Raw genomic sequence first — 25,979 nt, forward strand, 5'->3', positions numbered from 1 at the left:
CCCCTCCCTCTCCCCCAGCCCCTCCCCCGCATGCGGGGGAGGGGAGCGTGTCATCGGCGTGCTTGATACCTCGCCACTAACTCCTTCCTCACCGCACCGGAATATGCGGCGGGTCCCCGTACTGCCGGTAGGCCGCCTGCAATTGCGTGCGCAGTTCCTCGTTGCTGCTGGCCGCCATGCCGAGGTCGCGCAGCAGGCCGTCGGACACGCCGTAGATCCAGCCGTGCACCGTGACCTGCTGGCCGCGCGCCCAGGCATCCTGGATCACCGTGGTCTGGCAGACGTTGTTGACCTGCTCGATCACGTTGAGCTCGCACAGGCGGCTATGCGCGTCGTCCTCGCGCACGATGGTGCCCAGATAGGCGTCGTGCTTGTCGGCCACGTCGCGCACATGGCGCAGCCAGTTGTCGACCAGGCCCACGCGCTCGCGCTTGAGCGCGACCTTGACGCCGCCGCAGCCGTAGTGGCCGACCACGGTGATATGGCGCACCTTCAGCACCTCGACCGCGAACTGGATCACCGACAGCGCGTTCAGGTCGCTGTGCGCGATGACGTTGGCGATATTGCGGTGGACGAAGACCTCGCCCGGGGCCAGGCCCAGGATCTGGTTGGCTGGCACGCGCGAGTCCGAGCAGCCGATCCACAGATATTCGGGCGCCTGCTGATTGGCCAGGCTGGTGAAGAAGTTCGGATCTTCCGCATTGACGCGGTCGACCCATTCGCGGTTGTTGCGAAACAGCTGGGCGATGGCGTCAGTCATGCTGCCCTCCTTGCCGGCGCGTCGCCGGTTTCGGTCGGGCCATATCGATGGATGAAGCGTTCCGATGCATGGTAGGCATAAAAGTCATGAACATGTCCGGCCAGCAGCCGGTCCTTGTGTCCCTGCCACAGGGCAGGATCGAAAAAGTCCGCATGGTGCCGCAGGAAGGCCGCGCGCACGCGCGGATCTCCCAGCAGGAAGGTGCGGAAGGTTTCGGGAAAGATGTCGTGGCGGCCGACGCTGTACCAGACCTCGCCCGACATCTCCTCTTCCTCGTTGCGCGGCGTCGGCACGTGGCGGATATTGCAGTCGGTCAGGTATTCGATCTCGTCGTAGTCGTAGAACACCACGCGGCCATGACGCGTGACGCCGAAGTTCTTGTACAGCATGTCGCCCGGGAAAATATTGGCGGCCATCAGCTCCTTGATCGCATTGCCGTACTCGACGATGCCGTGCTCGACCTGCTCGTCGGAGCCTTCCTGCAGGTAGATGTTCAGCGGCGTCATGCGGCGTTCGATATAGAGATGACGCACCACGATTTCCTCGGTGCCGTCCTTGGCGCGCTGGTATTCGATCATCGATGGCGCATGCTCGTGCAGCTCGCGCACCAGCGCATCGTCGAAGCGCGACAGCGGAAAGGCGACGTCCGAATATTCCAGCGTGTCCGCCATGCGGCCGACGCGGTCGTGCTGCTTGACCAGCTGGTACTTGGACTTGATCAGCTCGCGCGTGGTTTCCTTCGGCGCCGGATAGAAGTCCTTGATCACCTTGAACACATAGGGATAGGACGGCAGCGTGAACACCAGCATCACCAGCCCGCGGATGCCGGGAGCGATGATGAACTTGTCCGACGAATGCTGCAGATGGTGCAGAAAATCCCGGTAGAACAGATTCTTGCCCTGCTTCTGCAAACCCAGCGAGGTATAGATCTCCGCGCGCGGCTTGCGCGGCATGATGTCGCGCAGGAAGGTCACGTAGGCCGACGGGATCTCCATGTCGACCATGAAATAGGAATGCGTGAACGAGAACAGGATCAGCAGCTGCTCCTTGCGCAGCAGCACGGTGTCGAGCGCCAGCTTGCCCGACGGCGCATGGACGATAGGAATCGCCAGCGGATAGGTGCGATCGCCGTTCAGCAAGCGGCCGATGATGAAGGCCGACTTGTTGCGGAAGAACAGCGACGACAGCACGTGGATCTGGAAATTCGGCGCGATGCGGAAGTCGCCGAGATGCTCGGTGACCGCGCGCACCACATACCCGATATCGCGCTTGAGGTCCTCGAACGGCCGCTCGAGCTGGAAGTTGTGCACGATCCGTTCGAAGCATTCGGCCATGCCGTCGCGGCTGCCGGGATAGTAGGCGCGGAAGGTCGGCCGGGTCGGCGATTCCTCGTTCTCGATGTATTCGGTCGAGATCGCCGGGCGCACGAAGATGAAGTCGTTGTTGAAGTACGAGCGGTGCAGGATCCGCGTGCAGACCGAATTGAAGAAGGTCTCCGCCAGCTCGGGCTGGTGGTGGTTGGTCAGCAGCCCGATGTAGTGCAGCTTGATCTGCTGCCAGATCTCGTCCTCGATCTGCTCGGCGTCGTATTCGTCTTCCAGAATCACCGTCGTTTCGCGCACGCGCTCGTTGTAGAACGCGATGCGGTCGCGCTGCAGCTGCTGCAGCCCGGCCCAGTCGCCCGCTTCGAAGCGGACCTTGGCTTCGATGCTGACCTCGCGAAACAGCCGGTAGTGCTTGTCGAACCCGTCCAGCATGGTGCGCGCCACATCGTAGGCGATCTGCGACGACAGCAGTTTCGGGAAGTGGGACATGGCTGGGACGGATTACCTGGGCGCGGGTGAGATTCGGAAGGCCAATCCGGTTGGAAAATCGGCTGGAAACCTGGGCAGGCAGCGCTCGCTCGAGCGAGGCGCGATGTCAGCGGTAATTCAGGGGTGATTGTAAGCGCTTCGAGCGAGGCATCGGTGGCGCCGCTCACCTCGGAGCGGCGCACCGTTCACCGCGCTTCCTCGCCGTTACATCGTCTCCGAGAACAGTTCGCGGCCGATCAGCATGCGGCGGATCTCGGAGGTGCCGGCGCCGATCTCGTACAGCTTGGCATCGCGCCACAGGCGGCCCACCGGATATTCGTTGATATAGCCGTTGCCTCCCAGGATCTGCACCGATTCGCCCGCCATCCAGGTCGCCTTCTCGGCGGTATAGAGAATCACCGCGGCGCAGTCCTTGCGCACCTGGCGCACGTGCTCGCTGCCGAGCGCGTCCAGGTTCTTGCCGACGGTATACAGGTAGCTGCGCGCCGCCTGCAGCGTGGTGTACATGTCGGCGATCTTGCCCTGGATCAGCTGGAATTCGCCGATGCTCTGGCCGAACTGCTTGCGGTCGTGGATGTACGGCGTGACCACGTCCATGCACGCCTGCATGATGCCGACCGGCCCGCCGGACAGCACCGCGCGCTCGTAGTCCAGGCCGCTCATCAGCACCCTGGCGCCGCCGTTCTCGGCGCCGAGGATGTTCTCGGCCGGCACCTCGACGTCCTGGAACACCAGTTCGCCGGTATGCGAGCCGCGCATGCCGAGCTTGTCCAGCTTCTGCGCCACCGAGAAGCCCTTCATGCCCTTCTCGACGATAAAGGCCGTCATGCCGCGGGCGCCCAGCTCCGGTTCGGTCTTGGCGTAGACCACCAGCACGTCGCAGTCCGGACCGTTGGTGATCCACATCTTGGTGCCGTTCAGCACGTAGCGGTCGCCCTTGCGGTCCGCGCGCAGCTTCATGCTGACCACGTCCGAACCGGCATTGGGTTCGCTCATCGCGAGCGCGCCGATCCAGTCGCCCGACACCAGCTTGGGCAGGTATTTCGCCTTCTGCGCCGGCGTGCCGTTGCGGTGGATCTGGTTGACGCACAGGTTCGAGTGCGCGCCATACGAAAGCCCGACCGAGGCCGAGGCGCGGCTGATCTCTTCCATCGCGATCATGTGGGCCAGATACCCCATATTGGCGCCGCCGTATTCCTCGGCCACGGTGATGCCCAGCACGCCGAGGTCACCCATCTTCTTCCAGCAGTCCATCGGGAACTGGTCGGTGCGGTCGATCTCGGCCGCGCGCGGCGCCAGTTCGGCCTGGGCCCAGGACTGCACGGACTCGCGCAGCATCTCGATGTCTTCACCCAGGTCGAATTTCAGGCCTGGCAGGGTTGCGGTCATGGTTTGTCTCCTGTTTCCTGTCGGATCGGGTTCGATACGGATTCGCTGGCTTTTGCGGCAATGCGGGGCCGATGCAGCCTCGGCTACGCGCAGGGGGCTCAGACGTGGTCGAGCGTGCGTACCACGCACAGCGTCATCAACATGGTGGCCACCGCCTTGCGCGTGCCGCCGGTCTCGGTAAACACATCGCCCTGGGCGACGATCAGCGTGCGGCCGGGCTTGAGCACGCGGCCCACGGCGATCAACCGCTCGCCCTGGGCCGGCGACAGCAGATTGATCTTGTACTCGGCGGTCAGCCCCGCCTCGCCTTCGCCGACCATCGACAGCGCGGCATAGCCGCAGGCGCTGTCGGCCAGCGCGCCGACCACGCCGCCGTGGAAGAAGCCGTGCTGCTGGGTCACGCCCTCGGACCACGGCATCGCCAGTTCGACCTCGCCGCGCTCGACGCGCACCAGCGAGGCGCCGAAGGTCCGCATCAGGCCCTGACGGGCAAAGCTGGCGGCGATCGCGTCGGCCCGGCCGGGCGGCAGATCCGGGGAGGCGTGGGCGGCGGCGTCTGCGGCGTATGTCGCGACGCCCGTGTCGGAATTCGGCATGGCAGCTTCCTGTCGGCGCCTGCACCGCGTGGTGCGGTGGGCTGTCGGCTTATTTTATTTACGTTTACGTAAACGTCAATCCAATTTGTTGCTGACCGTGTCGCGAAGGTGGCCTCGGCCACACTCAGGCGCCGGCGGCGCGCTCGCGCTCCTTCTCGGGGCCCTTCTGCTGCTCGCCCTTCTGCTGCTCGCCCTTCTGCTGCTCGCCCTTCTGCTGCTCGCCCTTCCGTTGCTCGCCCTTCGGCGGCTGAGCCTTCGCCAGCAAGGCGCGGCACTGGCGCTCGTGCTGGTCGATCTCGGCCAATTGCGCCTGCAAGTCTTCCATCTGCCGCTCCAGCGCCTGGCGGTGCTGCGTCAGGGAGGCCAGGAAGCGCTCGAGCTGGGGAACCGTGTCGCGCGGCGACTCATAGAGGTCGAGAATCTCGCGGATCTCGTTCAGCGTCAGGCCGAGCCGCTTGCCGCGCAGGGTCAGCTTCAGGCGGGTGCGCTCGCGGCCGCTGTAAAGCCGCTGCCGTCCGCCGGCGCCGACCCGGTCGGGCGACAGCAAACCCTGGTCCTCGTAGAACCGGATCGCGCGCGGCGTAATGTCGAACTCGCGCGCCAGTTCGGTGATGGTGTACGTGGTGCCGGCGGGCTGGTTGGCGGGCTGGTTGGCGGGTTGGTTCCCGGGCGGGCTGTCGGGCTGGCGCGCGGGCGTGGGAGGCTGGGTGGCGGAGCTGGGCATGGGCGCCTGTAAAAGAGAACGAACGTTCGATACGCGTGGGCGTTTTCGCTTAAGATGGCAACAGGCCGTCCGAATTGACGTTTACGTTAGCGTCAAGCAGCGCGCCTGGCAACCGCCCCGACGCCGTCCGCGCGCATTGCCCTCGCATTGCGCCCTGGGCGTCCGGCGTCCGCATCCACGACGAGAAAGCCCACCGCAGGGCTTCGCAACCGAGAGACTCCTCGATGAACGCACTCGAACACCAACTCCAATACCCGTTCGGCGAGACCATGCCCGAGCCCGGCGCGCGCCAGCAGGTCGCCCCCGGCGTCTACTGGCTGCGCATGCCCCTGCCCTTCGCGCTCGACCATATCAATCTGTGGCTGGTGCGCGACCGTCTCGACGGGCGCGACGGCTGGACGGTGATCGACTGCGGCATCACCAACGACACCATCAAGGCGCACTGGGAAACCGTGTTCGCCAACGAGCTGGAAGGGCTGCCGGTGCTGCGCGTGCTGGTCACGCATTGCCATCCGGACCATGTCGGCCTGGCGCACTGGCTGTGCCAGCGCTGGGACGCGCGGCTGTGGATGAGCCTGGGCGACTATATGAGCGCGCGGGTGATGGGCGGCGGCAACGGCGTCGGCTCGAACGCCGGCGGCGACTTCGCGGCGAGCCATTTCGCGCGCCACGGCCTGGCCGATCCCGACAGCCTGGAAAAGCTGCGCGCCCGCAAGAGCTATTACGCGACGCTGGTGCCCGATCTGCCGACGCAATACCGGCGGCTGATGGACGGCGATACGGTGACGATGGGCGCCGATCCCGCCGCCGCGAGTTGGCGCGTGATCACCGGCTACGGGCATGCGCCGGAACACGTCGCGCTGTACAACGCCGAGCTGAACGTGCTGATCTCCGGCGACATGGTGCTGCCGCGGATCTCGACCAATGTCAGCGTGTTCGACATGGAGCCCGAGGCCAATCCGCTGGCGCTCTATCTGCGCTCGCTCGACCGCTACCAGGACCTGCCGGAAGACACGCTGGTGCTGCCCTCGCACGGCCGGCCGTTCCGCAATCTGCAGACGCGCATCGGGCAGCTGCGCGAACACCATGTCGAGCGGCTGGCCGAGACCCGCACCGCCTGCGCCGACAAGCCGTGCAGCGCGCGCGATATCGTCGACGTGATCTTCCGCCGCCAGTTCGACATCCACCAGATGACCTTTGCGATGGGCGAGGCGCTGGCCCACCTCCACGTGCTGTGGCATGCCGGCGAACTGCAGCGCACGACGGACGACGATGGCATCATCCGGTTTCGAGCCAACGCCTGAATCCGACCCCATGTCCGCCACCGACCATGCCGCCGACAGCGCCTTCGCCCAGACCCCGCCGCCGCCCTATTACGCAGTGATCTTCACGTCCACGCGCACCGGTGCCGACGTGGGCGGCGACAACCACGAGGCCGACTACGGCGCGATGGCGCAGCGGATGGTGGAGCTGGCCGCGGCCATGCCCGGCTTTCTCGGCGTCGAGTCGGTGCGCGACGGCGGCGCGCCGGGCGCGCCGGGCATCACCGTGTCGTACTGGCGTTCGCTCGAGGACATCGCGGCCTGGCAGGCGCATGCCGAGCACCGGGTCGCGCAGCGCCTGGGGCGCGAGCGCTGGTACCAGGGCTTCCAGTTGCGCGTCTGCAAGGTCGAACGGGCCTACGGGTTCGCGCGCTGATCCCGGTTCACGGATGGCGGGCCGGGCATCAAGCCTGCTGCGCCAGCGTCTCCAGATACGCGACGCCATCGATCGCGCGGCTGCCGTACCACGACACCCTCTCCCCATCGACCAGCAGCACCGGCAGGCCTAGCTGGCGCTCCAGCGCGTCGGCATGGTCCTCGGTGAAGCGATAGGGCTCGGTCGACAGCAGCACCAGATCCAGCTCGCGCACCAGCGCCTCGCTCCAGCGGAAGCTCGGATAGCGCTGGCCCGGCGCATTGGGCCGTGCGCAATCGCCATCGATGCAGGCCTGCAGCGCAGCGCCGGCATCGCCGGCATCGGGCCAGGTCTGCCAGCCGATCAGCGCCAGCATGCGGCTGATATAGGTGTCGCGCGACACCGTCATCCATGGGTCCTGCCAGATCGCGTACAGCACCTTGCGCGTCGGCCAGGTCCGCCCCGCGAGCCGGGACAGCGCCTGTTCCAGCCGGGCGCACAGCGCCTCGGCCTGCGCCTCGCGATCGAAAATGCCGCCCAGCAGCCGATACAGGTCGAGGTTGTCGCGCGGCGCGCAGGGATGGGTCACGATCACGTTCGGCACGAAGCCGCGGATCTCGTCCACGGTGTCGCGCCGGTTCTCATCGATGTTGACCACCACGTGGGTCGGCGCCAGCGCGCGCAGCTTGTCGAGCTGGACGTCCTTGGTGCCGCCGACCTTGGCGACCGTGCGTACCTGCGGTTCGGGATGGATGCAGAAGCCGGTGCGCGCCACCAGCTGGCCGCCCAGCCCCAGCGAGAACAGCAGTTCGGTGACCGACGGCACCAGCGAGGCGATGCGCGCATCGGCAGCGGCGCGCGAGTGCGGCTGGCCCAGCGCGTCCCGCCACATCACGCGCTCCCGCCGCCGTCGCCGGCCGGGCCCGCGGGGCCGTCGGGCCGTGCCCCCGGTTCCGGCTGCCGCGGCTTGCGTGGCGCCCGCGTAAACAGCGCGTCGTACAGCCAGCGCGGCAGCACATGCAGCACCGCCGCCACCACCCCCATCTGCCACGGCACCACGGCAAAGCGCCTGCCGGCGGCGATCGCGCGCACCGCCTTGCGCGCGAAGGCGTCGGCGTCCATCAGGAAGGGCATCGGGTAGGGATTGCGCGCGGTCATCGGCGTGCGGATATAGCCGGGCGCGATGGTGACCACGCGGATGCGGTGCGGCCGCTGTTCCAGCCGCAGGCTCTCCAGCAGCTTGATCACCGCCGACTTCGACGCGCTGTAGGCGCCGGCGCCAGGCAATCCGCGCACGCCGGCGACGCTGGCGATGCCGACCAGCGTGCCGCGCCACTCGCGCGCGCCGACCTCGCGGGCCTGCATCGGCGCGAGGAACGGCTGGAAGGTCGTCAGCACGCCGAACCAGTTGGTGTCCATCACCGCGCGGAAGGCATCGAGATCCTCGCGCTCGCTGGCCACCGTGCCGACCGATACGCCGGCATTGGCGATCACGATGTCGGGGCAGCCGAAATGCACGAGGAAGTCCTGCGCGGCGGCGAGCATCGCCTCGGCGTCGCGCACGTCGGCCGCATAGACGCGGGCGGCATTGGGATTGGGCAGGGTGGCGACGAACGCGCGCAGCGCATCGTCGCGGCGGCCGACCAGGCCGAGAATCGCGCCCTGCCGCGCATATTCGCGCGCCAGGGCCTGGCCGATTCCGCTCGATGCGCCGGTGAGAAAGACTTTGACGGGTCGCATCGGCGGCGGGGAAGATCAGGACGAAGCCGAAGACGGTGCGGGCCGCTCAGCCGTTCGCCATCCGTTCGGTGACGATCGGCCGCGCGGCGCGCAACCTCATCACAGCTTCTTGTCGCGGACCTGGGTCACCAGGTAATCCATGGTCTGCAGGGCGGCGCTCTTGCTGCCCGCGATGGACGGCGAGGTCACGTACTTGCCCTGCACCACGATGGTCGGCACGCCATCGATCTTGTAGGCGTCCGCGATCTTGTTGGCGCGCGTGGTGTTGGTCGACACCGAGAACGAGTTGTAGGCGTCCAGGAAGGCCTTGCGGTCGATGCCGTTCCTGGCCATCAGGTCGGCGATCTCGTTCGGATCGAGCAGGCGCTTGCGCTCGGCATGGATCGCGCTGAAGACCTTGCCGTGCATGGCGTCGAGCTTGCCCATCGATTCGAGCGCGTAGTAGATCCGCGTATGCGGCAGCAGGTCGTCTCGGAAGGCCACCGGCACGCGCTTGAAGACGACGTCCTTGCCCTGCTTCTTGGCCCAGCCTTCCAGCTCGGGCTCGAAGTCGTAGCAATGCGGGCAGCCGTACCAGAAGAACTCGGTGATTTCGATCTTGCCCGCGGTCACGGGCTGAGGCGCCTTCAGGACCTGATACTCCTTGCCTTCGGCCGGCGCGGCCTGGGCGGGCGATGCCATCATCAGTCCCGCGGCGGCGGCGAGCGTGGCGAACAAGGCGGCGATTTTCTTCATGGCGCGAGAGAAAAGTGAAACGGTCTGCGTATGACAGCGATGCGCCGCGCGGGTTCAGCCCGCCGCGGCGCCGCCGCCTCCTGGCTTACTGCTTGGTGAAGCGGATCACCGACGCCTCGAAACCGGCCGATTGCAGGCGATCGCGCGCGCGGTTCATGTCCTCGATCTTGTTGTACGGCCCCAGCCGCACGCGATACAGCTTGACGCCGTTGACCTCGCGGTCGGTCACCTTGGCCTCGAAGCCCTGCATCGCCAGGTTGGCCTTCTGCCGATTGGCGTCGTCCTGCGAGCGGAACGCGCCGACCTGCAGCAGATAGCCGACCTTGTTGGCATCGGCCTGGGCGATCTCGGCAATCGGATCGGCGACCGGACGCTCGGCGGCTTTTTCCGCCGGCTTCTCGGCCGTCTTCGGCGCCGGCTTGACCGCCTCTTCCGGCGTCGGCGCCGGTTTGGCCGCCGGCGCGGCGGGGGCGGCCGGTTCGCGATGCGCCGGTTCCGCGGGCGGTCCGACCGGCTTGGGCGGGGTCTTGCTCCACAGCGGCTTGTTCGGATCCGACGGCGGCTCCTGCACCGGCGACGGCAAGGTGCCCACCACGTTGCCGGATTCGGCCGGCTTCGGCGTGCCCTTGCGCTGGAACGGCGTCGGTGCCTTGGTGATATACAGCGCCACCACCACCGCGATGGCCAGGCCGATGATCAGGCCGAGCACCAGGCCGAGAAACGTACCCCCGCGCTGCTGGGCGCGACTGGCCTTGCGCGGGGCACGCTTGCGTTGCTGTTGCATGGAGTCCTCTTGGATATTGCCGGAAGATTATAGAGCCAGTGCCCCGTATGGCGACCGACCGAGCGACCGGGCGACCGAGCGGCCGGGCCGCCGCGGCCTGCGAACGCGCGGGACGTCGGCAGGCCGGGCCGCCGCCTCACATGCGCTGCGGCGCAGACACCCCGATCACCGCGAGGCCGTTGCGCAGCACCTGGCGCGTGGCGGCCAGCAGCGCGAGCCGCGCCAGCTTGACCGGCTCGTCGTCGACAAGCACGCGGTCGGCGTTGTAGAACGCATGGAAATCGCCGGCCAGATCGCGCAGATAGAAGGCCACCGCATGCGGCGCCAGTTCGTTGGCGGCCTGTGCCAGCATCTCGGGGAACTCGGCCAGCCGCTGGCCCAGCGCCAGCGCCTGCGGGCTGGCCGCGGCACCGGTGACCGCTTCCAGATCGGCGCCGGCCAGCTCGGTCAGGCGCTGCTGCCAGCCCTCGCCGCCCCACGACTCGAAGATCGAGCAGATGCGGGCGTGCGCGTACTGGACGTAATACACCGGGTTCTCGTCGTTCTGCTTCAGTGCCAGGTCGACGTCGAACACGAACTCGGTATCGGCCTTGCGCGACAGCAGGAAGAAGCGCACCGCGTCGCGGCCGCGCGTGAAGTGCGCCGGCCAGTCCGCTACGCCCGCCTCCAGGCAGCCGCGGATGGTCTGGTCGCCGCCATTGCTCCATTCGATCAGGTCGCGCACCGTGACATACGAACCGGCGCGCTTGGAGATCTTGACCTCCTCGCCGTTCTTCATCACGGTGACCATCTTGTGCAGCACGTAGTCGGGGTAGCCGACCGGGATGCCGATCTCCAGCCCCTGCAGGCCGGCCCGCACGCGTGCGATGGTGCCGTGGTGGTCGCTGCCCTGCACGTTGATGACCTTGTGGAAGCCGCGCTGCCACTTGGTGGTGTGATAGGCGACGTCCGGCACGAAGTAGGTGTAGCTGCCATCGCCCTTGCGCATCACCCGGTCCTTGTCGTCGCCGTCGTCGGTGGTGCGCAGCCACAGCGCGCCTTCGCTCTCGTAGGTCTTGCCCTTGGCGATCAGCGTCTGCACGGCTTCTTCGACCTTGCCGTCGGTGTACAGCGACGACTCCAGGTAATAGCGGTCGAACTTGACGCCGAACGCCTGCAGGTCGATGTCCTGCTCGTTGCGCAGATAGGTGACGGCGAACTTGCGGATCGAATCGAGATCCTCGACGTCGCCCGAGGCGGTCACCGGCTCGCCGTCGGAGGCGCGCACGGTCTTGCGGGCGAGGAAATCGGCGGCGATGTCGGCGATGTAGTCGCCGTTGTAGGCGGCCTCGGGCCAGCCCGCCTCGCCCGGCTTCAGGCCGCGCGCGCGCGCCTGCACCGAGATCGCCAGGTTCTGGATCTGCACGCCGGCGTCGTTGTAGTAGAACTCGCGATGGACCGCATAGCCCTGCCAGGACAGCAGATTGGCGAGGGCGTCGCCGAGCGCGGCCTGGCGGCCGTGGCCCACGTGCAGCGGGCCGGTGGGATTGGCGGAGACGAACTCGACCAGCACCTGGCCGCGCGCGCCCTGCTGCTGGGCGCCATAGCCATCGCCCTGCTCGAGCACGGCGCGCAGCGTTTGCGCCTTGGCCGCCGGCGTCAGCCGCAGGTTGATGAAGCCGGGGCCGGCGATCTCCAGGCTGGCCACCAGCGAGGCGGTACGCGCATCGGCCTTGACCGCATCGACGATCTGCTGCGCCAGCTCGCGCGGATTGCGCTTGAGCGTGCGGGCCACCTGCATCGCCAGATTGCAGGCGAGATCGCCGTGGGCGGCCACCTTGGGCCGTTCGAAGGCGACGGCGGGCAGCACGGCATCGGCCGGCGCCAGCGCGCGTACCGCGTCGGTGAACGCGGCGGCAAGTTTGGAGGTCTGAACAGGCAGCATGAATGTCTGGGCCCGCGCGCCACGTCCGGGACCGCAATGGCCTTGGCCATAGTGGCGGTGCCGTCACCGGCAGCGTAGCGATGCCGCAGCGCGGCACGGGCAATCGATTGCAGAACGCGGATTTTATCAGGTGCTATGCTGACATCATCCGCAGGAGCCAGTCGGCCGGCTCCCGGCACGCCGGACGGCTACCATTCCAACACGGCTGACAAGGAACCACCATGCTGATCACCTTCAAATCCCACGCGGCGCAAGACCTGATCATGATGAACGATCTCGCCGTCACCTTGCTCGGCATCATCGGCAAGCACGTCGGCGAGCGCGGGGTGATCACGAGAGAAGAACTCCCGCGCGCGATCCACCGGCTCGAGGCCGCCGTGATGCAGGCGAAGCAATCCCCGGCGCAGAGCCAGCTGCCCGAGGAGCAGCGCGGCAAGGGCAACGACTACGACGATGACGAAGAGGAGCCGCTGCATCTGGGACAGCGCGCCTACCCCTTCCTCGACATGCTGCGCGCCTCCCAGCGCGAGGGCTGCGACGTGTTGTGGGGCGTCTGACGGTACGTCATACCTTCCCCAAAAAAACAGCCCGGCCGCTGGGGGCGGACCGGGCATCGGACCAGGGGGATCCGAAGGGGGGTACTGCGATATTGCGGCGTCGGGGGAGGCACCGCAATTCCTTGTCCGCCGCTGCCGATGACAATATCGGCAGCGGCGGCGGCATTCTTGACGGCGGCAGGCGCGCCGCCGTGGCCAGCGCTCTGGCCGACCGCTATTCGACGGCGCTGTGACCGCTATTCCTGGCTCAGCATGTCCGCCAGTTCGTCCGCGTGCTCCTCCTCGACGGCGAGGATTTCCTCGAGGATCCGCCGGGTCGTCGGGTCGCGCTCGCCCATGTACTGGATCATCTCGCGATAGCTTTCGATCGCGATCCGTTCGGCGATCAGGTTCTCGCGGATCATGTCGGTCAGGCCGTTGGGCGCCACATATTCCGAATGGCTGCGCGCGGCAAGACCGTCGGGCGAGAAGTCCGGTTCGCCGCCCAGCTGCACGATGCGCGCGGCGATGCGGTCGGCATGTGCCTGCTCTTCATCGGCATGCACCTTGAACTCGGCCGCGATCGGCTCGGCGTGAATGCCCTTGGCCATGAAGTGGTGGCGCCGGTAGCGCAGCACGCAGACCAGCTCGGTGGCCAGCGCCTCGTTCAGCAGCTTGAGCACGGTGGCGCGGTCCGCGTCGTAGTTCTCGGTCACCGCGCCGTCCTCGATATGCTTGCGGGCGCGTGCGCGGATGGTGGCGACATCCGACAGAAAGCCCTGGGTCGGCCCCTTGCCGGTGGAGGAGGCATCGGTGCGGGAAGAGGCGTCGCCCGTGGTCTGGGTGTCCATGTATGCGGTTCTCCTGTCAGGGTTGCTTTGTGGGGTGCAGGGCCGCAAGCCCAAGCTCGCGGCCCGAGGTTCGCTGCCTCAGTTGCCGTCGTAGTTGCCGTCCTCGCTGCGGCGGCGGCTGCTGCCGCCTACCAGCAGCAGGGCGGCAATCGCGCCGACTGCCGCGGCGATCGCGATGGCACGAAACGGCGACTCGGCGACGCGGTGCTGCACGCCCACGACCGCCTGATCCACCCGTTCGCGCGCACGGCCGGCGCTCTGCACCGTGGCCTCGCGCGCCTGCTCGGCCAGCATGCGCGCCCGCGTCTGCAGCCGCCGGCTGGCTTGTGCTGCTTCGGACGAACCTTCGCGCGCCAGCACTTCAATGGTGTGTTCGAGGGCCGAGATCAGTCCCCTCACTTCGTCCACCACCGGCGAGGCCGCCTCGCGCGCGGCGCCGCTGGTATCGCGCGCGGCGTGGCGCAGCTGGCGCACCGTATCGCTGGCGCAATCGGCAAGATGGCGGACTTCCTTCTTCACCTTCGGATTGTGGGTCAGCATGGGACTCTCCTTAAGACGCGCGTCGGCCAACGCGCGACGCGACGCGCCGCGCTTGGCCGACGCAATGCAGGCGACCTGCCGCAGGGCCTGCCGACGATCATCGGACCATCAGCGGCCCTTCATCGGCCTTTGCGGACCAGGCTCATGACGAAGGTCACCAGCGCCACTACCAGGAAGATGAAGAACAGGATCTTCGCGATCTCGACCGCGCCGGCAGCGATGCCGCCGAAGCCGAACACGGCGGCGACCAGGGCGATGATGAAAAAGACCAGTGCGTAGTAAAGCATGGTGAAACTCCCCTAGTTGAATCGAACTGCCTTAGCACAACAGGACCGGCCGGCCGTCATTTGACCGACTTGAAGATCGTTACCCCAAGCACCAGGAACAGCACGAACAGAATCAGGAACAGGAAGAACAGAACCTTGGCGATGCCCGCCGCGCCCGCCGCGATGCCGGTGAAACCGAGCAGCCCCGCGACGATGGAAATCACGGCAAAGATCAGCGCCCACTTCAGCATGGTGTTTCTCCTGTTCTCGCGGCTCGGTGCTTCGGTGCGCCAGGCCATGAAAGCATGGTAGGAATCGCCACTTCCGCGAGGCACCGACCTTGCACCGATTCCCGTGTCGGCGGTTTCCTACAGGTCCGGCGCTGTGCCAGGTCTCGTGCGGGACACCGGTGCGCGAGGGCATGAAACGCGCGGGTGGATCGGTTGACCGAGCGCAACCGTTGTGATTCCATCGGCGCAGTCACCGCGCGCGACCGCGAGCGCGCAATCCAGGAATTCCATCATGTTGAAGCTATCGTCGTTGCGGTCCACCGTGCTGCTCGCGGGTGGCATCCTGCTCACGGTGGTCGTGCTGATCGCCTCGGAGGCCGGCAATATCCGGCTGCGCCAAGGGTATTCGCAAGTCATCCGCTCGCAGAACGTGCAGAGCGACATCAGCGCCCTGCTGGCCGAACTGGTCAACGCCGAGGCAGGCCAGCGCGGCTACCTGCTGACCGGCAAGGAAAGCTATCTGGAGCCGTACCATCGCGCCATTCCGCGCATCAACACGCTGATGAACGACATCCGCAACCGCTTCGCCGACGACCCCAAGGCGTTGAAGCAGTTCGGCGAGGCATCGCTGCTGATCAGCCGCAAGCTGACGGAAATGGAGCTGACGCTGATCTACGGCAAGCGCGATGTCGAGGTCGCGCTCGATCTGATCCGCACCGACTTCGGCAAGCAGACCATGGAGAAGGCGCGGCTCGGCCTGGAGACGCTGCGCGCGCGCTCGGCCGCCTCGGTGTCGCGCAATCTCGAGAACGCCGACCGCGACATCAACCTGTCGCGCTACGGCATCGGCCTGCTGACGGCGATCAACATCGTGCTGCTGGTGATCGTCGGCTTCCAGCATTCGCGGCGGCTGGCGGTGTCCGAAGCCGCGCGCAGCGAGCTCGAAGAAGAGAGCGCACGGCTGGACCGCATGGTGCGCGCGCGCACGCGCCAGCTGTCGGCGCTCGCCTCCCACCTGCAGCGCGTCACCGAGGACGAGAAGACGCGGCTGGCGCGCGAGCTGCATGACGAGCTCGGCGCGATCCTGACGGCGACCAAGCTCGACATGCACTGGATCCGCCGGCGCCTGCAGAACGACTATCCGGAGATCCAGGAAAAGATCACGCGAGTGATGCTGCATGTCGACCAGGGCATCCAGATCAAGCGCCGCCTGATCGAGGACCTGCGTCCGACCGTGCTGCTGAATCTCGGCCTGAAGGAGGCGATTGCCCAGCTGGTCGAGGAAGTGGCCACGCGCAACCACTGGCAGACCGAGGTCGAGCTCGACCCATCGGTGCCGCCGCTGCGCGATGCCGCCGCCATCGCGCTGTACCGCATCGTGCAGGAGTCGCTGACCAATGCGACCAAGTACGCCGAGGCGAGCCGCGTGTCGGTCGCGCTCACGCGCACCGACGATCATCTGCTGCTCAAGGTCAGCGACAACGGGCGCGGCCTGCCGGCCGATATCGAGACGCGCCGCACCTCCGGCCACCACGGGCTGCTCGGCATGGAGCAGCGCGTGATCGCGCTGGGCGGCACGCTGCAGATCGATTCGACGCCGGGCGCGGGCGTGACGGTCCGCGTCGAGGTGCCGTTGACCGACGCGGTGGTGGCGCCGCCGCCTTCGCTGGACGAGGGCGACGAGCCGCTGCCGCATCAACTGCCGCCGGCGGGCCCGGCGCAGGCCGAATCGACACCGGCACGGCCGGCGGCGGACGCCGGCACCGAACCGTCGCCGGCGGGCAGCACCGGCGCGCCGCAGCACAGGCACGGGGCATAAAAAAAGGAGCCTGGAAAGGCTCCTCTCTCGATGGCCACGCCGCGGCGCATTACATCTTGCGTTTGGTTTCCTCCGCCGTGCCCTGCATTTTCTCGCCGCCCCTTTCGATGTCCTTGCCGGCGCCGGAAATGGTATTGCAACCCGTAATCAGCGTGACACCGGCCAGTGCGAACAGCGCGATCAGCTTTTTCATGACGATCTCCTTTGCTAGGGTGCGGCGCGTTGCCGCGACGGGAAAAAATGAGCTGCTCGAGAATCGGTCGATGGTGTCCAGCACGCGTCGTCTTCGCTGGCCGCCGGCCGCAAGCCGTCCGGCCGGAACTCAGGACGGTGCCTGCGCGTATTCCTCGATCACGCGGAATACCTGTTCGAGCTCGAGCGACTTGTCGAAAAAATAATCGGCTCCCGCCTCGGCGCACTGACGCCGGTAGGTGGGTACTTGCGCATGATTGGTGTAGACGATCCGGATGCCGGGCGCCTGCGCCTTCTGGATCGCCCGCAGCACGTTGATGCCGTTCCCCTGACGCAATTGCAGGTCGACGATGACGACCTCATACCTGCCGCTTTCGAACAGGCGGATGGCAGTGCTTTCGGTATCCGCCCAATCGACGGTCTCGACGAAGGAGAATGCGTTCAAGTACTCCAGCAACATGCTCCGCAGGACCGCCGAGTCCTCGATCAGTAAGACCCGCAGCGTACGGTAGGGAGTTGCCGCGGCTTGATCCAACATGGTTCGATGGTAGCAATGGGGCCAGGGGCCAGGTATCCGGGTCCGTCCTACAGCACCGCCGCCCGCCCCTTTTTTGCCGGGACCAACGGCGTGCCGCCTACTCGACCAGGCCGTTCTTGATCGCGTAATAGGTCAGATCGGCATTGGTCTTCATGCCCATCTTTTCCAGGATGCGCGAGCGATAGGTGCTGACCGTCTTGACGCTAAGGAACAGCTCGTCGGCGATCACCGAGACCGACTGTCCGCGCGAGAGCTTGCAGAAGATCTGGAACTCCCGTTTGGACAGCGTCTGATGCAGCGGCTGGTCCGTCGGCTTCTCCAGCCCGCCGATCAGCAGCTCGGCCACGGTCGGGCTGACATAGCGCCGGCCCTGCGCGACCGTGCGGATCGCCTTGACCAGATCGTCGGGCGCGCTTTCCTTGGTCAGATAGCCGGAGGCGCCGGCGCGGATCAGATTGATCGCGTACTGGTCCTCGGGATAGGTCGACAGGATCAACACCGGCAGATCGGGATGGCGCTGCCGGATCAGCTTGAGCACGTCGATGCCGTTGCGGTCGGGCATCGAGATGTCGAGCACCACCACGTCGAACTCGGTTTCGCGCAGCCGCGCCATCACTTCGTCGCCGCTGGCGGCTTCGCCTTCGACGCGAATATCCGGTTCGTCGGAAATGAACTGGCGCAGACCGGCACGGACGATCTGGTGATCGTCGGCGATCAGAACGCGAATCATGAAATTCCCCCTGCGATGGTATTGCCCGGACGCCGGGGCCAGGCTGTGTTTGGCCTGTTGCATTGTAGTCATTACAAAGCACCGGGAATGTCGGTGTCAGGCTGACAATGTGGCGCGCCGCCGGCATGCCGGGACCCGGCCCTGCGCCCATTTGCCTCACGCGATTTTTGCCGACGCCGACCTCACCGCACTGGGGCGTCATTCAGAAACGCCATGCCTTGTAGCCGGCGGTTCGATCGGCCAGGCTCGAACGGATCCGTCCGCGCCATGGCAATCCGAAACAGAAAAGGGACGGCGGCGTAATGCCCCTCCGTCCCTTCGGCACGCGGCGGTTTGCCGCCGCGCCATGTACGCGCCCCGGCGGGCGCTCTCCTTGTTTACTGCACCTTGGCCGACGCGCCGGCGCCCACGGTAGCCGAGGTACCGCTGGTGGCGCCGCCGACCAGACCGCCCACCTTGCCCGCGGTGCCGCTGACCGTGTCGCCGACCGCGCCCACCGTCTTGTCGGCGGTGCCTTCCACCGCGCCAACCGTGTCCTTCGCCTTGCTCGTGGTCTTGCCGTGCGCGTCATGGGCCTTCGACCTGGCCTTGCTGCCGGCGGTGGCGGCACGGTCCTTGGCGCTCTTGCGGGTGTCGTCGATCTCGCCGGCCTTGTCGTTCAGGCCGGCCTTGACGCCGGCATCCATGTTCGCGCGGCTGCCTGCCACTTCAGCACCGGCGCCCACGCCGGCGTTGGCGCCGGCCGACGGAGCCGTTGCCGTCGGTGCGGTCAGCGAACCGGCGGCGCCGCCGGTCGCACCGGCTTGCGTACCTTGCGCCATGGCCAGCGACGAGGCGGCGGCGATCGACAGAGCGGACAGCGAGATCAGCAGTTTCTTCATGGAGTACTCCTTTCGATTGACTGGTGCGGCGAGCTTTCGCCGCGGGGGTTCGCCTGGAAAGCGAGACCTCAGTCTAGGGAGCACCCTACTGCGATGCTGTGAGGAGATGTAATGCGCTGTAAGGAGTCGTGAGCCCGCGGGCGCGGCCGGCGAGCCGCCGTGGCGGCGACTTTCGCCAGTCCCGTCAACGACTTGCGGCATGGCGCCGCGCGCCGACAGCGGCTGCCGTGGCGGCGCGGCTTCGCACCCCGTTACAGGTTCGGCGCCAGCGCCCGCTCCATCGCGGCGCGGTCTTCGTGCCGGCGCGCGACCATATCTTCCAGCTGGTCCTGGCCAATCTTGCCGACGGAGAAGTAGGTCGCTTCGGGATGCGCGAGATAGAAGCCGCTGACCGAGGCGGCCGGGGTCATTGCCAGCGAATCGGTCAGGCCCATGCCGATCTCGCCGGCATCGAGCACCTGGAACATCGCTCCCTTGACGGTGTGCTCGGGGCAGGCCGGATAGCCCGGGGCCGGACGGATGCCGCGATACGCTTCCGCGATCAGCTGCTCGTTGTCGAGCGATTCGTCGGCGGCGTAGCCCCACAGGTCGCGGCGCACGCGCGCGTGCAGGCATTCGGCGAAGGCCTCGGCCAGACGATCGGCCAGCGCCTTCAGCATGATCGCGCTGTAGTCGTCGTGGTCGGCCTCGAACTGGGCCTCCTTCTTGTCGACGCCGATGCCGGCCGTCACCGCGAACAGGCCGACATAGTCGGCGATGCCGCTGTCCTTCGGCGCGACGAAGTCGGCCAGGCACCGGTTCGGGCGGCGCACGCCGTCGATCACCGGACGTTCGCTCTGCTGGCGCAGGTTGTGCCACGTCAGCGCGACCTTGCTGCGGCTCTCGTCGGTGTAGATCTCGATGTCGTCGTCGTTGACGGTATTGGCCGGCAGTAGCGCGATCACGCCGTTGGCGGTCAACCAGCGGCCCTGGATCAGCCGCGCCAGCATCGCCTTGCCGTCGGAGAACACGCGGCGCGCCGATTCGCCGACGATCTCGTCGTTCAGGATCGCGGGGAATTTGCCGGCCAGATCCCAGGTCTGGAAGAACGGCGCCCAGTCGATGTAGTTGGCCAGTTCCGCCAGATCGTAGTTGCGGAATACGCGCCGGCCGATGAATTTCGGTTTCGGCGGCACGTAGCCGCTCCAGTCGATCGGCGTCTTGTTCCTGCGCGCCTCGGCCAGCGAGACCATCGGCACGGCCTTCTTGTTGGCGTGCTGGGTGCGGATGCGCTCGTAGTCGGCGCGCAATTCATCGAGGTAACGGGTGGCGCCCTCGTCGGACAGCAGGCTCGAGGCCACGCTGACCGAGCGCGAGGCGTCGGGCACGTAGACCACCGGCCCTTCGTAGTTCGGCGCGATCTTGACCGCGGTATGCACGCGCGAGGTGGTCGCGCCGCCGATCAGCAGCGGAATCTTCTTGACGCGGAAATAGTCGTCGCGCTGCATCTCCGAGGCGACGTAGGCCATCTCTTCGAGCGACGGCGTGATCAGACCGGACAACCCGATGATGTCGGCGCCTTCGACCTTGGCCTTGGCGAGGATCTCGTTGCACGGGACCATCACGCCCATGTTGACGACCTCGAAGTTGTTGCACTGGAGCACCACCGACACGATGTTCTTGCCGATGTCGTGCACGTCGCCCTTGACCGTGGCGATCACGATCTTGCCGCGCGCGCGCACGTCGCCGCCGGCCTCGGCCAGCAGGCGCTTTTCCTCTTCGATGAAGGGCAGCAGGTGGGCCACGGCCTGCTTCATCACGCGCGCGCTCTTGACCACCTGCGGCAGGAACATCTTGCCGGCGCCGAACAGGTCGCCGACGATGTTCATGCCGTCCATCAGCGGGCCCTCGATCACCTCGATCGGGCGGCCGCCGCGTGCGGCGATCTGCTGGCGGGCTTCCTCGGTGTCCTCGACGATAAAGGTGGTGATGCCGTGCACCAGCGCATGCGCGAGGCGGTCGGCCACCGGCACCGGCTTCTCCGGCGTGCCGCGCCATTCGAGGTTCTCTTCGCGCCTGGCGCCGCCACCCTTGTAGCGGTCGGCGATCTCGAGCAGGCGATCGGTCGCGTCGGCACGGCGGTTCAGCACCACGTCCTCGACCCGCTCCCGCAGTTCGGCATCGAGCTGATCGTAGACGCCGAGCTGGCCGGCGTTGACGATGCCCATGTCCATGCCGGCGGCGATCGCGTGGTAGAGGAACACCGTGTGGATGGCCTCGCGCACGACGTCGTTGCCGCGGAACGAGAACGAGACATTCGACACGCCGCCGCTGACCTTCGCGTACGGCAGGTTCTGCTTGATCCAGCGGGTCGCCTCGATGAAGTCGACCGCGTAGTTGTTGTGTTCCTCGATGCCGGTCGCGACCGCGAAGATGTTCGGATCGAAGATGATGTCCTCGGGCGGGAAGCCTACTTCGTTGACGAGGATGTCGTAGCTGCGCTTGCAGATCTCGGTCTTGCGCTCGAACGTGTCGGCCTGGCCCTTCTCGTCGAAGGCCATCACCACGGCGGCCGCACCATAGCGGCGAATCAGCGCGGCATGGTGGCGGAACTGTTCCTCGCCTTCCTTCAGCGAGATCGAGTTGACCACCGCCTTGCCCTGCACGCATTGCAGGCCGGCCTCGATCACCTCCCACTTGGACGAATCGATCATGATCGGCACGCGCGCGATATCGGGCTCGGACGCGATCAGATTCAGGAAGCGCACCATCGCCGCCCTGGAATCGAGCATCGCCTCGTCCATGTTGACGTCGATGATCTGCGCGCCGTTCTCGACCTGCTGGCGCGCGACCGCCAGCGCCTCGTCGAACTGGCCGTTCAGGATCATCCGGGCGAAGGCCTTGGAGCCGGTGACGTTGGTACGTTCCCCGACGTTGACGAACAGGCTGCCCTCGCCAAGCGTGAACGGCTCCAGGCCGGACAGGCGCATCGGACGAGCGGGACGGGTTTCGGTAGACATGGCGGACTCAGGTTCGGAATCGGATGCGCGACGCGCCGGGGACGGACTCGTGCACGGCGCGCCGACAAGGCATGGGCAGACAGGCGAAGGGGCGGCGCGGTCGGCCGGTCAGGCCGCGGCCGCTTCGTCGCGATACTGGCCGGGCCAGGCGCGCGGCTTGCGGTTGGCGACGCGCTGCGCGATCGCGGCGATATGTTCGGGCGTGGTGCCGCAGCAGCCGCCGACCAGATTGACCAGCCCCGACGCGGCGAACTCGTCGACCAGCGACGAAGTCACGTCGGGCGTTTCGTCGAAGCCGGTATCGCTCATCGGGTTCGGCAGCCCCGCATTCGGATAGCACGAGATCGCGGTATCGCACAGCTTGGCCAGCTCGGCGATATAGGGCCGCATCAGCGCCGCGCCCAGCGCGCAGTTCAGGCCGAAGGTGATCGGGCGGGCGTGGCGCAGGCTGTTCCAGAAAGCCTCGACGGTCTGGCCCGACAGGATGCGGCCGGAGGCATCGGTGACGGTGCCCGAGATCATCACCGGCAGCCGTTCGCCGGTGTCCTCGAACAGCTGGTCGATGGCGAACAGCGCGGCCTTGGCGTTCAGCGTGTCGAAGATCGTCTCCACCAGGAACACGTCGGCGCCGCCTTCCAGCAGGCCCTTGCCTTGCTCGTAATACGACGCGCGCAGCTCCTCGAAGCTGACGTTGCGCGCGCCGGGGTCGTTGACGTCCGGCGAGATGCTGGCGGTCTTCGGCGTCGGGCCGAAGGCGCCGGCGACGAAGCGCGGCTTGTCGGGCGTACTGTAGCGATCGCAGGCCTCGCGCGCCAGCCGCGCGGCGGCCACGTTCATCTCGTAGGCCAGATCCGCCATCTTGTAGTCCTCCTGCGCGACGCGGGTCGCACCGAAGGTATTGGTCTCGATGATGTCGGCGCCGGCGGCCAGGTATTGCTCGTGGATTTCGCGGATCACCGCCGGGCGGGTCAGCAGCAGCAGTTCGTTGTTGCCCTTGACGTCGACCGGATGGGCGGCAAAACGCTCGCCACGGTATTCGGCCTCGCCCAGCTTGTAGCGCTGGATCATGGTGCCCATCGCGCCGTCCAGGATCAGGATGCGCTCGCGCAGCAGCCGCGGCAGTTGCGCGGCGCGGGTGTACGGGCGGGCCTGGAAACCGGCTTGGGAACCGGCCGGGGTGCCTGCCGGGGTGCCTGCATGCGGGCCCGGCGCGGTGCCGGTCAATTCGGTGGATGCGGCGCTCATGGCTTCACTGGCCTCGGTGATGCTGGAAAAGTGGTCGATTTTATCAGTTAAGGCACCTTGCCGCCCCGGCTTGCCCGGGCCTACACTCGGGCGGATCTCCCCCTTTACCTGACCCGACGACACCGCATGCAACACCTTGCCCCGCGCGAGGCCCAGGCCCTGCTGGCCGAGCACCCCGACGCCCTGTTCATCGACTGCCGCAGCGAGATGGAATACCTGTTCGTCGGCCATCCGACCGGCGCCCTCAATGTGCCGTGGAACGACGGCCCGGACTGGGAGGTCAACCCGCACTTCGTGCAGTCGGTCAAGAAGCTGGCCGGACAGGCATCGGCGCGTCCGGTGCTGCTGATCTGCCGCAGCGGCAACCGCTCGACGGCGGCAGCGCAGGCGCTCGAGGGAGCGGGCTTCACCACGGTCTACAACGTGCTGCACGGCTTCGAGGGCGACCTGGACCCGCAGCGGCACCGCAATACGGTCAACGGCTGGCGCTTCGAAGGGCTGCCGTGGGAGCAGTACTGACGGTGCCGATGGTGCCGATGGTGCCGATGGTGCCGACGGTGCCCACGGTGCCGATGGTGCCGATGGTGCCGACGTGGGCGTCGGTCGCCCGCGCATAAAAAAACCCGCGCCGTGGCGCGGGTTCTTCTGCAGCGGGACGCCCCTGCGTCGGTCCATCGTCAGTGCATCACCAGGGAGTGCGTCATCACCGTATCGAACTTGCCAAGAAATTCGTCCACCTCTTCCACGGACGGTTCGCTCTCGATCAGACGTTGCACATCGGCGCGGAAATGCTCGGCCATCTGGCCGCCGAGAAAGATCTCGCGCTTCATGTTCTTGTCGACGATCTCGTAACCGCCGGAGGCAAGAGGGGCATGCTCGACGTCGGCACCAAACTCCACGATGCAGTAGTTGTCGCTGTTATAAATCATTTGCATGGCGCACCTCCGGGCTATGGGACGGGCGAAAGGGTTGTTAATTCTTGCGTCAGCCGGTGGGAGCGCCGGCTTCCTTTCGCGATTTCACCTCCAAGCTGAGGGCATGAAGACACTTTTCAAGCGCATGCCCCGCTGGGCGCTGGTGGTGCCGGTTGCGATAGCGCCCGCTCATCGGGTTGGAGCCGGCCCGTTGGCGGCAGTTCGGTCGCCGGCTCGAAAAGAGGGTTTGTCCTACGAAGTCAGGGCGTATCGCACTGCGCGCCGCAGGCCGCCTTGCACAGAAAAGCGTCGAGAACGGCATGAAACCGTTCGGGCTGCTCGATCTGCGGCAGATGCGCCGCATTCTGCACAATTTCGAGCTGTGAAGCCGGGATCGCATCGGCGATGGCCTTTGCCTCGCTGACCGGCGTGCCCTGATCCTGTTCGCCGACCACGACCAGCGTCGGGCAATGGATGCGTGCCAGCGCATCGGCCTGATCGAAACCGAGGATGGCGAGGGCGGCGCCGACATAGCCCCGCACCGGGGTGGCCAGCACCATCGCACGGATGCGCTCGACCTGGTCCGGGTGCGCCGCCCGGTACGCCGGCGTCATCCAGCGCTGCAGCACGCCGTCGATCACGCCGGCCATGCCGTGCGCCTCGACCTGGCCGATCCGCTCATGCCACATCGGATGCGCGTGCTGCGGCGTGCGGCAGGTGGTATCGACCAGCGTCAGCGAGTGCAGGCGCTCGGGGTAGCGCACGCCCAGGGTCTGGCCGATCATGCCGCCCAGCGAGACCCCGACGAAGTGGGCCTGCGGCACATCGAGCCCGTCCATCAGGGCGACCACGTCGTCTGCCATGCGCAGCATCGAATACGGCCCGACCGGCGCGTCGCTGCGGCCGTGGCCGCGCAGGTCGTAGCGCAGCACGCGATAGCGCGGCGCCAGATGGGCCGCGGCCGCGTCCCACAGCGTATGGTCCGCGGCCAGCGCGTGGGCCATCACGACCCATGGACCTTCGGTGCCGTCGATGCGGGCGTGCAGCGTGACGTCGCCGACGATCACGCGGTGCGTTTCGGAAGCGGGCGGCTGGGCGGCAGGCCCGGCGCCCGGTGAGGTCGATCCCAGCGTCGATCCCGGCGTCGATCCCGGCGTGGTGGCGGTCGTGGCGGTGGGCGGCAAGGTGTCGGTCATCGTGTCCTCCTGATTGGGTGGGTCGGCGGCGACGCATCGTGCCGGAGTGTAGCGGCGATCACGCCGCTCGGCTCCGATGGTTCAAGACTAGGGCCCCGCACCGCGCAGCACCAGATCGATCTGCGTGCCATCCGGTTCGGTCTGTCGCAGTTGGACCGGCATCCAGCCGACCGATTCCGCCAGCCAGACCTCGACCCGCCGGCGGTCGTCGGCTCGCCGCGGCAGGCGAATGAAGTGCTTGGCCCGGACGTAGCCCGCGCCGGTTTCGATGTCCTGCTCGCCGACATACTGCACGCGCATCGGCTCGACATCGCTGGTGTCGGCAACCTGAAAGGTCTCGGTAACGCCCGGTGCTGCATAGCGCTGCGGATTGCCGCGCACCAGGCCGACCAGCTGCAGGAACACGCTGAAGCGGTCCTGCGCGCCGTCGGGCAGCGGCGCCTGGCCGCCGCGCGACTCGAAGACGACCGCGCCCGCCGCGCGATCGAAGCGCGTCACCTGGCTGCGCTTGCGACGTTCCTCGACGTAGCGCTCGGGCGCGAGCCCTTGCTCGCCCAGCGCGCCGGTGCTGTGGAAGGCGAAGCGGAACCAGAGCATGCGGGTTTCGACCGACAGCTGGTAGCGCCCGCCCTCGTGCTGCCAGCGGATGGTGCCGTCGGGGTTCTCGACCCCGTTGACGAAGCTGGCGTAGCGCAGCGTTGCCGACGGCGGCGCCGCATAGCGCAGCGCGTCGGCGGGCGCGGGCGCCGGTGCGGACCCCGGGCTGGTGCCGGTGCCGCCGGCACCGCCGCCTGCGGCGACGCTGCCTGCGCCGCCCGGCGAGGTGGCCAGCGGCGGTCCTTCTGTCGGCGCGGGGGGCCCGGGCGCGGGTTCGGCAGCGGGTACCGGTTCCGGCGTGG

27 protein-coding genes and 1 pseudogene are annotated in these 25,979 nt (G+C 67.1%); 5 read left to right on the forward strand and 23 right to left on the reverse strand.

Annotated features, from left to right (window positions below):
- Positions 1 to 88 precede the first annotated feature (88 nt).
- From can to HTY53_RS23450, 5 genes are all read right to left on the reverse strand, one after another.
- The gene (gene can, locus HTY53_RS23430; protein WP_006578377.1) at positions 89 to 760 is read right to left on the reverse strand and encodes a carbonate dehydratase; all 672 of its coding nucleotides are present in this window, start codon (positions 758 to 760) and stop codon (positions 89 to 91) included.
- The gene (aceK, locus tag HTY53_RS23435; RefSeq protein ID WP_174108997.1) at positions 757 to 2,574 is read right to left on the reverse strand and encodes a bifunctional isocitrate dehydrogenase kinase/phosphatase; all 1,818 of its coding nucleotides are present in this window, start codon (positions 2,572 to 2,574) and stop codon (positions 757 to 759) included. Before aceK ends, can begins: the two co-directional genes overlap by 4 nt.
- A 204-nt stretch (positions 2,575 to 2,778) precedes the next feature.
- On the reverse strand, positions 2,779 to 3,963 hold the full coding sequence (locus tag HTY53_RS23440) for an isovaleryl-CoA dehydrogenase (RefSeq protein ID WP_174108998.1): 1,185 nt from the start codon (positions 3,961 to 3,963) through the stop codon (positions 2,779 to 2,781).
- Between the two features lie 98 nt (positions 3,964 to 4,061).
- Positions 4,062 to 4,439: a PaaI family thioesterase gene (locus tag HTY53_RS23445; RefSeq protein ID WP_254600092.1), complete on the reverse strand. Its 378-nt coding sequence runs from the start codon at positions 4,437 to 4,439 to the stop codon at positions 4,062 to 4,064.
- Between the two features lie 244 nt (positions 4,440 to 4,683).
- On the reverse strand, positions 4,684 to 5,283 hold the full coding sequence (locus HTY53_RS23450; RefSeq protein ID WP_302480495.1) for a MerR family transcriptional regulator: 600 nt from the start codon (positions 5,281 to 5,283) through the stop codon (positions 4,684 to 4,686).
- A gap of 224 nt (positions 5,284 to 5,507) precedes the next feature.
- Between HTY53_RS23450 and HTY53_RS23455 the strand changes: the two genes are divergently transcribed.
- Positions 5,508 to 6,587, forward strand: coding sequence for an MBL fold metallo-hydrolase (locus HTY53_RS23455; RefSeq protein WP_174108999.1), 1,080 nt, complete (start codon positions 5,508 to 5,510; stop codon positions 6,585 to 6,587).
- Between the two features lie 10 nt (positions 6,588 to 6,597).
- Positions 6,598 to 6,981 carry an antibiotic biosynthesis monooxygenase family protein gene (locus HTY53_RS23460; RefSeq protein WP_174109000.1) on the forward strand — a complete coding sequence of 128 codons (384 nt, stop codon included), beginning with the start codon at positions 6,598 to 6,600 and terminating at the stop codon, positions 6,979 to 6,981.
- Between the two features lie 28 nt (positions 6,982 to 7,009).
- On the opposite strand, the gene HTY53_RS23465 is transcribed toward HTY53_RS23460, so the two are convergent.
- The 5 genes from HTY53_RS23465 to argS form a co-directional block, all read right to left on the reverse strand.
- Entirely contained in the window at positions 7,010 to 7,852 is an 843-nt protein-coding gene (locus tag HTY53_RS23465) for a helical backbone metal receptor (protein WP_174109001.1), read from the reverse strand.
- Positions 7,852 to 8,700, reverse strand: a complete 849-nt coding sequence (locus HTY53_RS23470; RefSeq protein WP_174109002.1) for an SDR family oxidoreductase — start codon at positions 8,698 to 8,700, stop codon at positions 7,852 to 7,854. Before HTY53_RS23470 ends, HTY53_RS23465 begins: the two co-directional genes overlap by 1 nt.
- A 99-nt stretch (positions 8,701 to 8,799) precedes the next feature.
- Positions 8,800 to 9,435: a thiol:disulfide interchange protein DsbA/DsbL gene (locus HTY53_RS23475; protein WP_174109003.1), complete on the reverse strand. Its 636-nt coding sequence runs from the start codon at positions 9,433 to 9,435 to the stop codon at positions 8,800 to 8,802.
- A gap of 85 nt (positions 9,436 to 9,520) precedes the next feature.
- Entirely contained in the window at positions 9,521 to 10,219 is a 699-nt protein-coding gene (locus HTY53_RS23480; RefSeq protein WP_174109004.1) for an SPOR domain-containing protein, read from the reverse strand.
- Between the two features lie 136 nt (positions 10,220 to 10,355).
- Positions 10,356 to 12,143 (reverse strand): arginine--tRNA ligase, encoded by a 1,788-nt coding sequence (argS, locus tag HTY53_RS23485; RefSeq protein ID WP_174109005.1) that lies wholly within the window; start codon positions 12,141 to 12,143, stop codon positions 10,356 to 10,358.
- Between the two features lie 221 nt (positions 12,144 to 12,364).
- Between argS and HTY53_RS23490 the strand changes: the two genes are divergently transcribed.
- Positions 12,365 to 12,700: a DUF1840 domain-containing protein gene (locus tag HTY53_RS23490; protein ID WP_174109006.1), complete on the forward strand. Its 336-nt coding sequence runs from the start codon at positions 12,365 to 12,367 to the stop codon at positions 12,698 to 12,700.
- A 236-nt stretch (positions 12,701 to 12,936) separates the two neighbouring features.
- On the opposite strand, the gene HTY53_RS23495 is transcribed toward HTY53_RS23490, so the two are convergent.
- The 4 genes from HTY53_RS23495 to HTY53_RS23510 form a co-directional block, all read right to left on the reverse strand.
- A complete protein-coding gene (locus tag HTY53_RS23495) occupies positions 12,937 to 13,530 on the reverse strand; it encodes a ferritin-like domain-containing protein (RefSeq protein ID WP_254600090.1) in 594 nt (197 codons plus the stop codon).
- A gap of 78 nt (positions 13,531 to 13,608) precedes the next feature.
- On the reverse strand, positions 13,609 to 14,070 hold the full coding sequence (locus HTY53_RS23500; protein WP_174109007.1) for a glycine zipper domain-containing protein: 462 nt from the start codon (positions 14,068 to 14,070) through the stop codon (positions 13,609 to 13,611).
- A gap of 119 nt (positions 14,071 to 14,189) precedes the next feature.
- Positions 14,190 to 14,357, reverse strand: a complete 168-nt coding sequence (locus tag HTY53_RS23505; RefSeq protein WP_006579618.1) for a DUF1328 domain-containing protein — start codon at positions 14,355 to 14,357, stop codon at positions 14,190 to 14,192.
- Between the two features lie 56 nt (positions 14,358 to 14,413).
- Positions 14,414 to 14,587 (reverse strand): DUF1328 family protein, encoded by a 174-nt coding sequence (locus tag HTY53_RS23510; RefSeq protein ID WP_006579617.1) that lies wholly within the window; start codon positions 14,585 to 14,587, stop codon positions 14,414 to 14,416.
- A 271-nt stretch (positions 14,588 to 14,858) separates the two neighbouring features.
- On the opposite strand from HTY53_RS23510, the gene HTY53_RS23515 reads away from it, so the two are divergent.
- Positions 14,859 to 16,385, forward strand: a complete 1,527-nt coding sequence (locus HTY53_RS23515; RefSeq protein ID WP_174109008.1) for a CHASE3 domain-containing protein — start codon at positions 14,859 to 14,861, stop codon at positions 16,383 to 16,385.
- A gap of 49 nt (positions 16,386 to 16,434) precedes the next feature.
- Here the strand turns inward: HTY53_RS23515 and HTY53_RS23520 are convergent, their stop codons facing one another.
- The 6 genes and pseudogenes from HTY53_RS23520 to HTY53_RS23545 all read right to left on the reverse strand — a co-directional run bounded on the left by HTY53_RS23520 (position 16,435) and on the right by HTY53_RS23545 (position 22,970).
- Entirely contained in the window at positions 16,435 to 16,578 is a 144-nt protein-coding gene (locus HTY53_RS23520) for an entericidin A/B family lipoprotein (protein WP_174109009.1), read from the reverse strand.
- 129 nt (positions 16,579 to 16,707) lie between these two features.
- Complete coding sequence (locus tag HTY53_RS23525) at positions 16,708 to 17,115, reverse strand: response regulator (RefSeq protein ID WP_023263511.1); 408 nt, start codon at positions 17,113 to 17,115, stop codon at positions 16,708 to 16,710.
- A 97-nt stretch (positions 17,116 to 17,212) separates the two neighbouring features.
- A complete protein-coding gene (locus HTY53_RS23530) occupies positions 17,213 to 17,845 on the reverse strand; it encodes a response regulator (protein ID WP_006579377.1) in 633 nt (210 codons plus the stop codon).
- Positions 17,846 to 18,222: 377 nt separating this feature from the next.
- A complete protein-coding gene (locus tag HTY53_RS23535) occupies positions 18,223 to 18,726 on the reverse strand; it encodes a hypothetical protein (RefSeq protein WP_174109010.1) in 504 nt (167 codons plus the stop codon).
- A 251-nt stretch (positions 18,727 to 18,977) separates the two neighbouring features.
- A pseudogene (gene metH, locus HTY53_RS23540) lies at positions 18,978 to 21,764 on the reverse strand (methionine synthase); the annotation flags it as partial.
- 69 nt (positions 21,765 to 21,833) lie between these two features.
- Entirely contained in the window at positions 21,834 to 22,970 is a 1,137-nt protein-coding gene (locus HTY53_RS23545) for a homocysteine S-methyltransferase family protein (RefSeq protein ID WP_238509801.1), read from the reverse strand.
- A 126-nt stretch (positions 22,971 to 23,096) separates the two neighbouring features.
- Between HTY53_RS23545 and HTY53_RS23550 the strand changes: the two genes are divergently transcribed.
- The gene (locus tag HTY53_RS23550; RefSeq protein ID WP_174109011.1) at positions 23,097 to 23,489 is read left to right on the forward strand and encodes a rhodanese-like domain-containing protein; all 393 of its coding nucleotides are present in this window, start codon (positions 23,097 to 23,099) and stop codon (positions 23,487 to 23,489) included.
- 158 nt (positions 23,490 to 23,647) lie between these two features.
- On the opposite strand, the gene HTY53_RS23555 is transcribed toward HTY53_RS23550, so the two are convergent.
- The 3 genes from HTY53_RS23555 to HTY53_RS23565 form a co-directional block, all read right to left on the reverse strand.
- Entirely contained in the window at positions 23,648 to 23,905 is a 258-nt protein-coding gene (locus HTY53_RS23555; protein ID WP_174109012.1) for a BTH_I0359 family protein, read from the reverse strand.
- 239 nt (positions 23,906 to 24,144) lie between these two features.
- Complete coding sequence (gene pcaD, locus HTY53_RS23560; protein WP_368041062.1) at positions 24,145 to 24,951, reverse strand: 3-oxoadipate enol-lactonase; 807 nt, start codon at positions 24,949 to 24,951, stop codon at positions 24,145 to 24,147.
- 216 nt (positions 24,952 to 25,167) lie between these two features.
- Positions 25,168 to 25,979 (reverse strand): DUF3108 domain-containing protein (locus HTY53_RS23565; protein ID WP_254600091.1); only part of this gene is annotated, 812 nt, incomplete at its 5' end.

This window comes from Cupriavidus gilardii, assembly GCF_013314895.1.
Lineage (GTDB): Bacteria > Pseudomonadota > Gammaproteobacteria > Burkholderiales > Burkholderiaceae > Cupriavidus > Cupriavidus gilardii_C.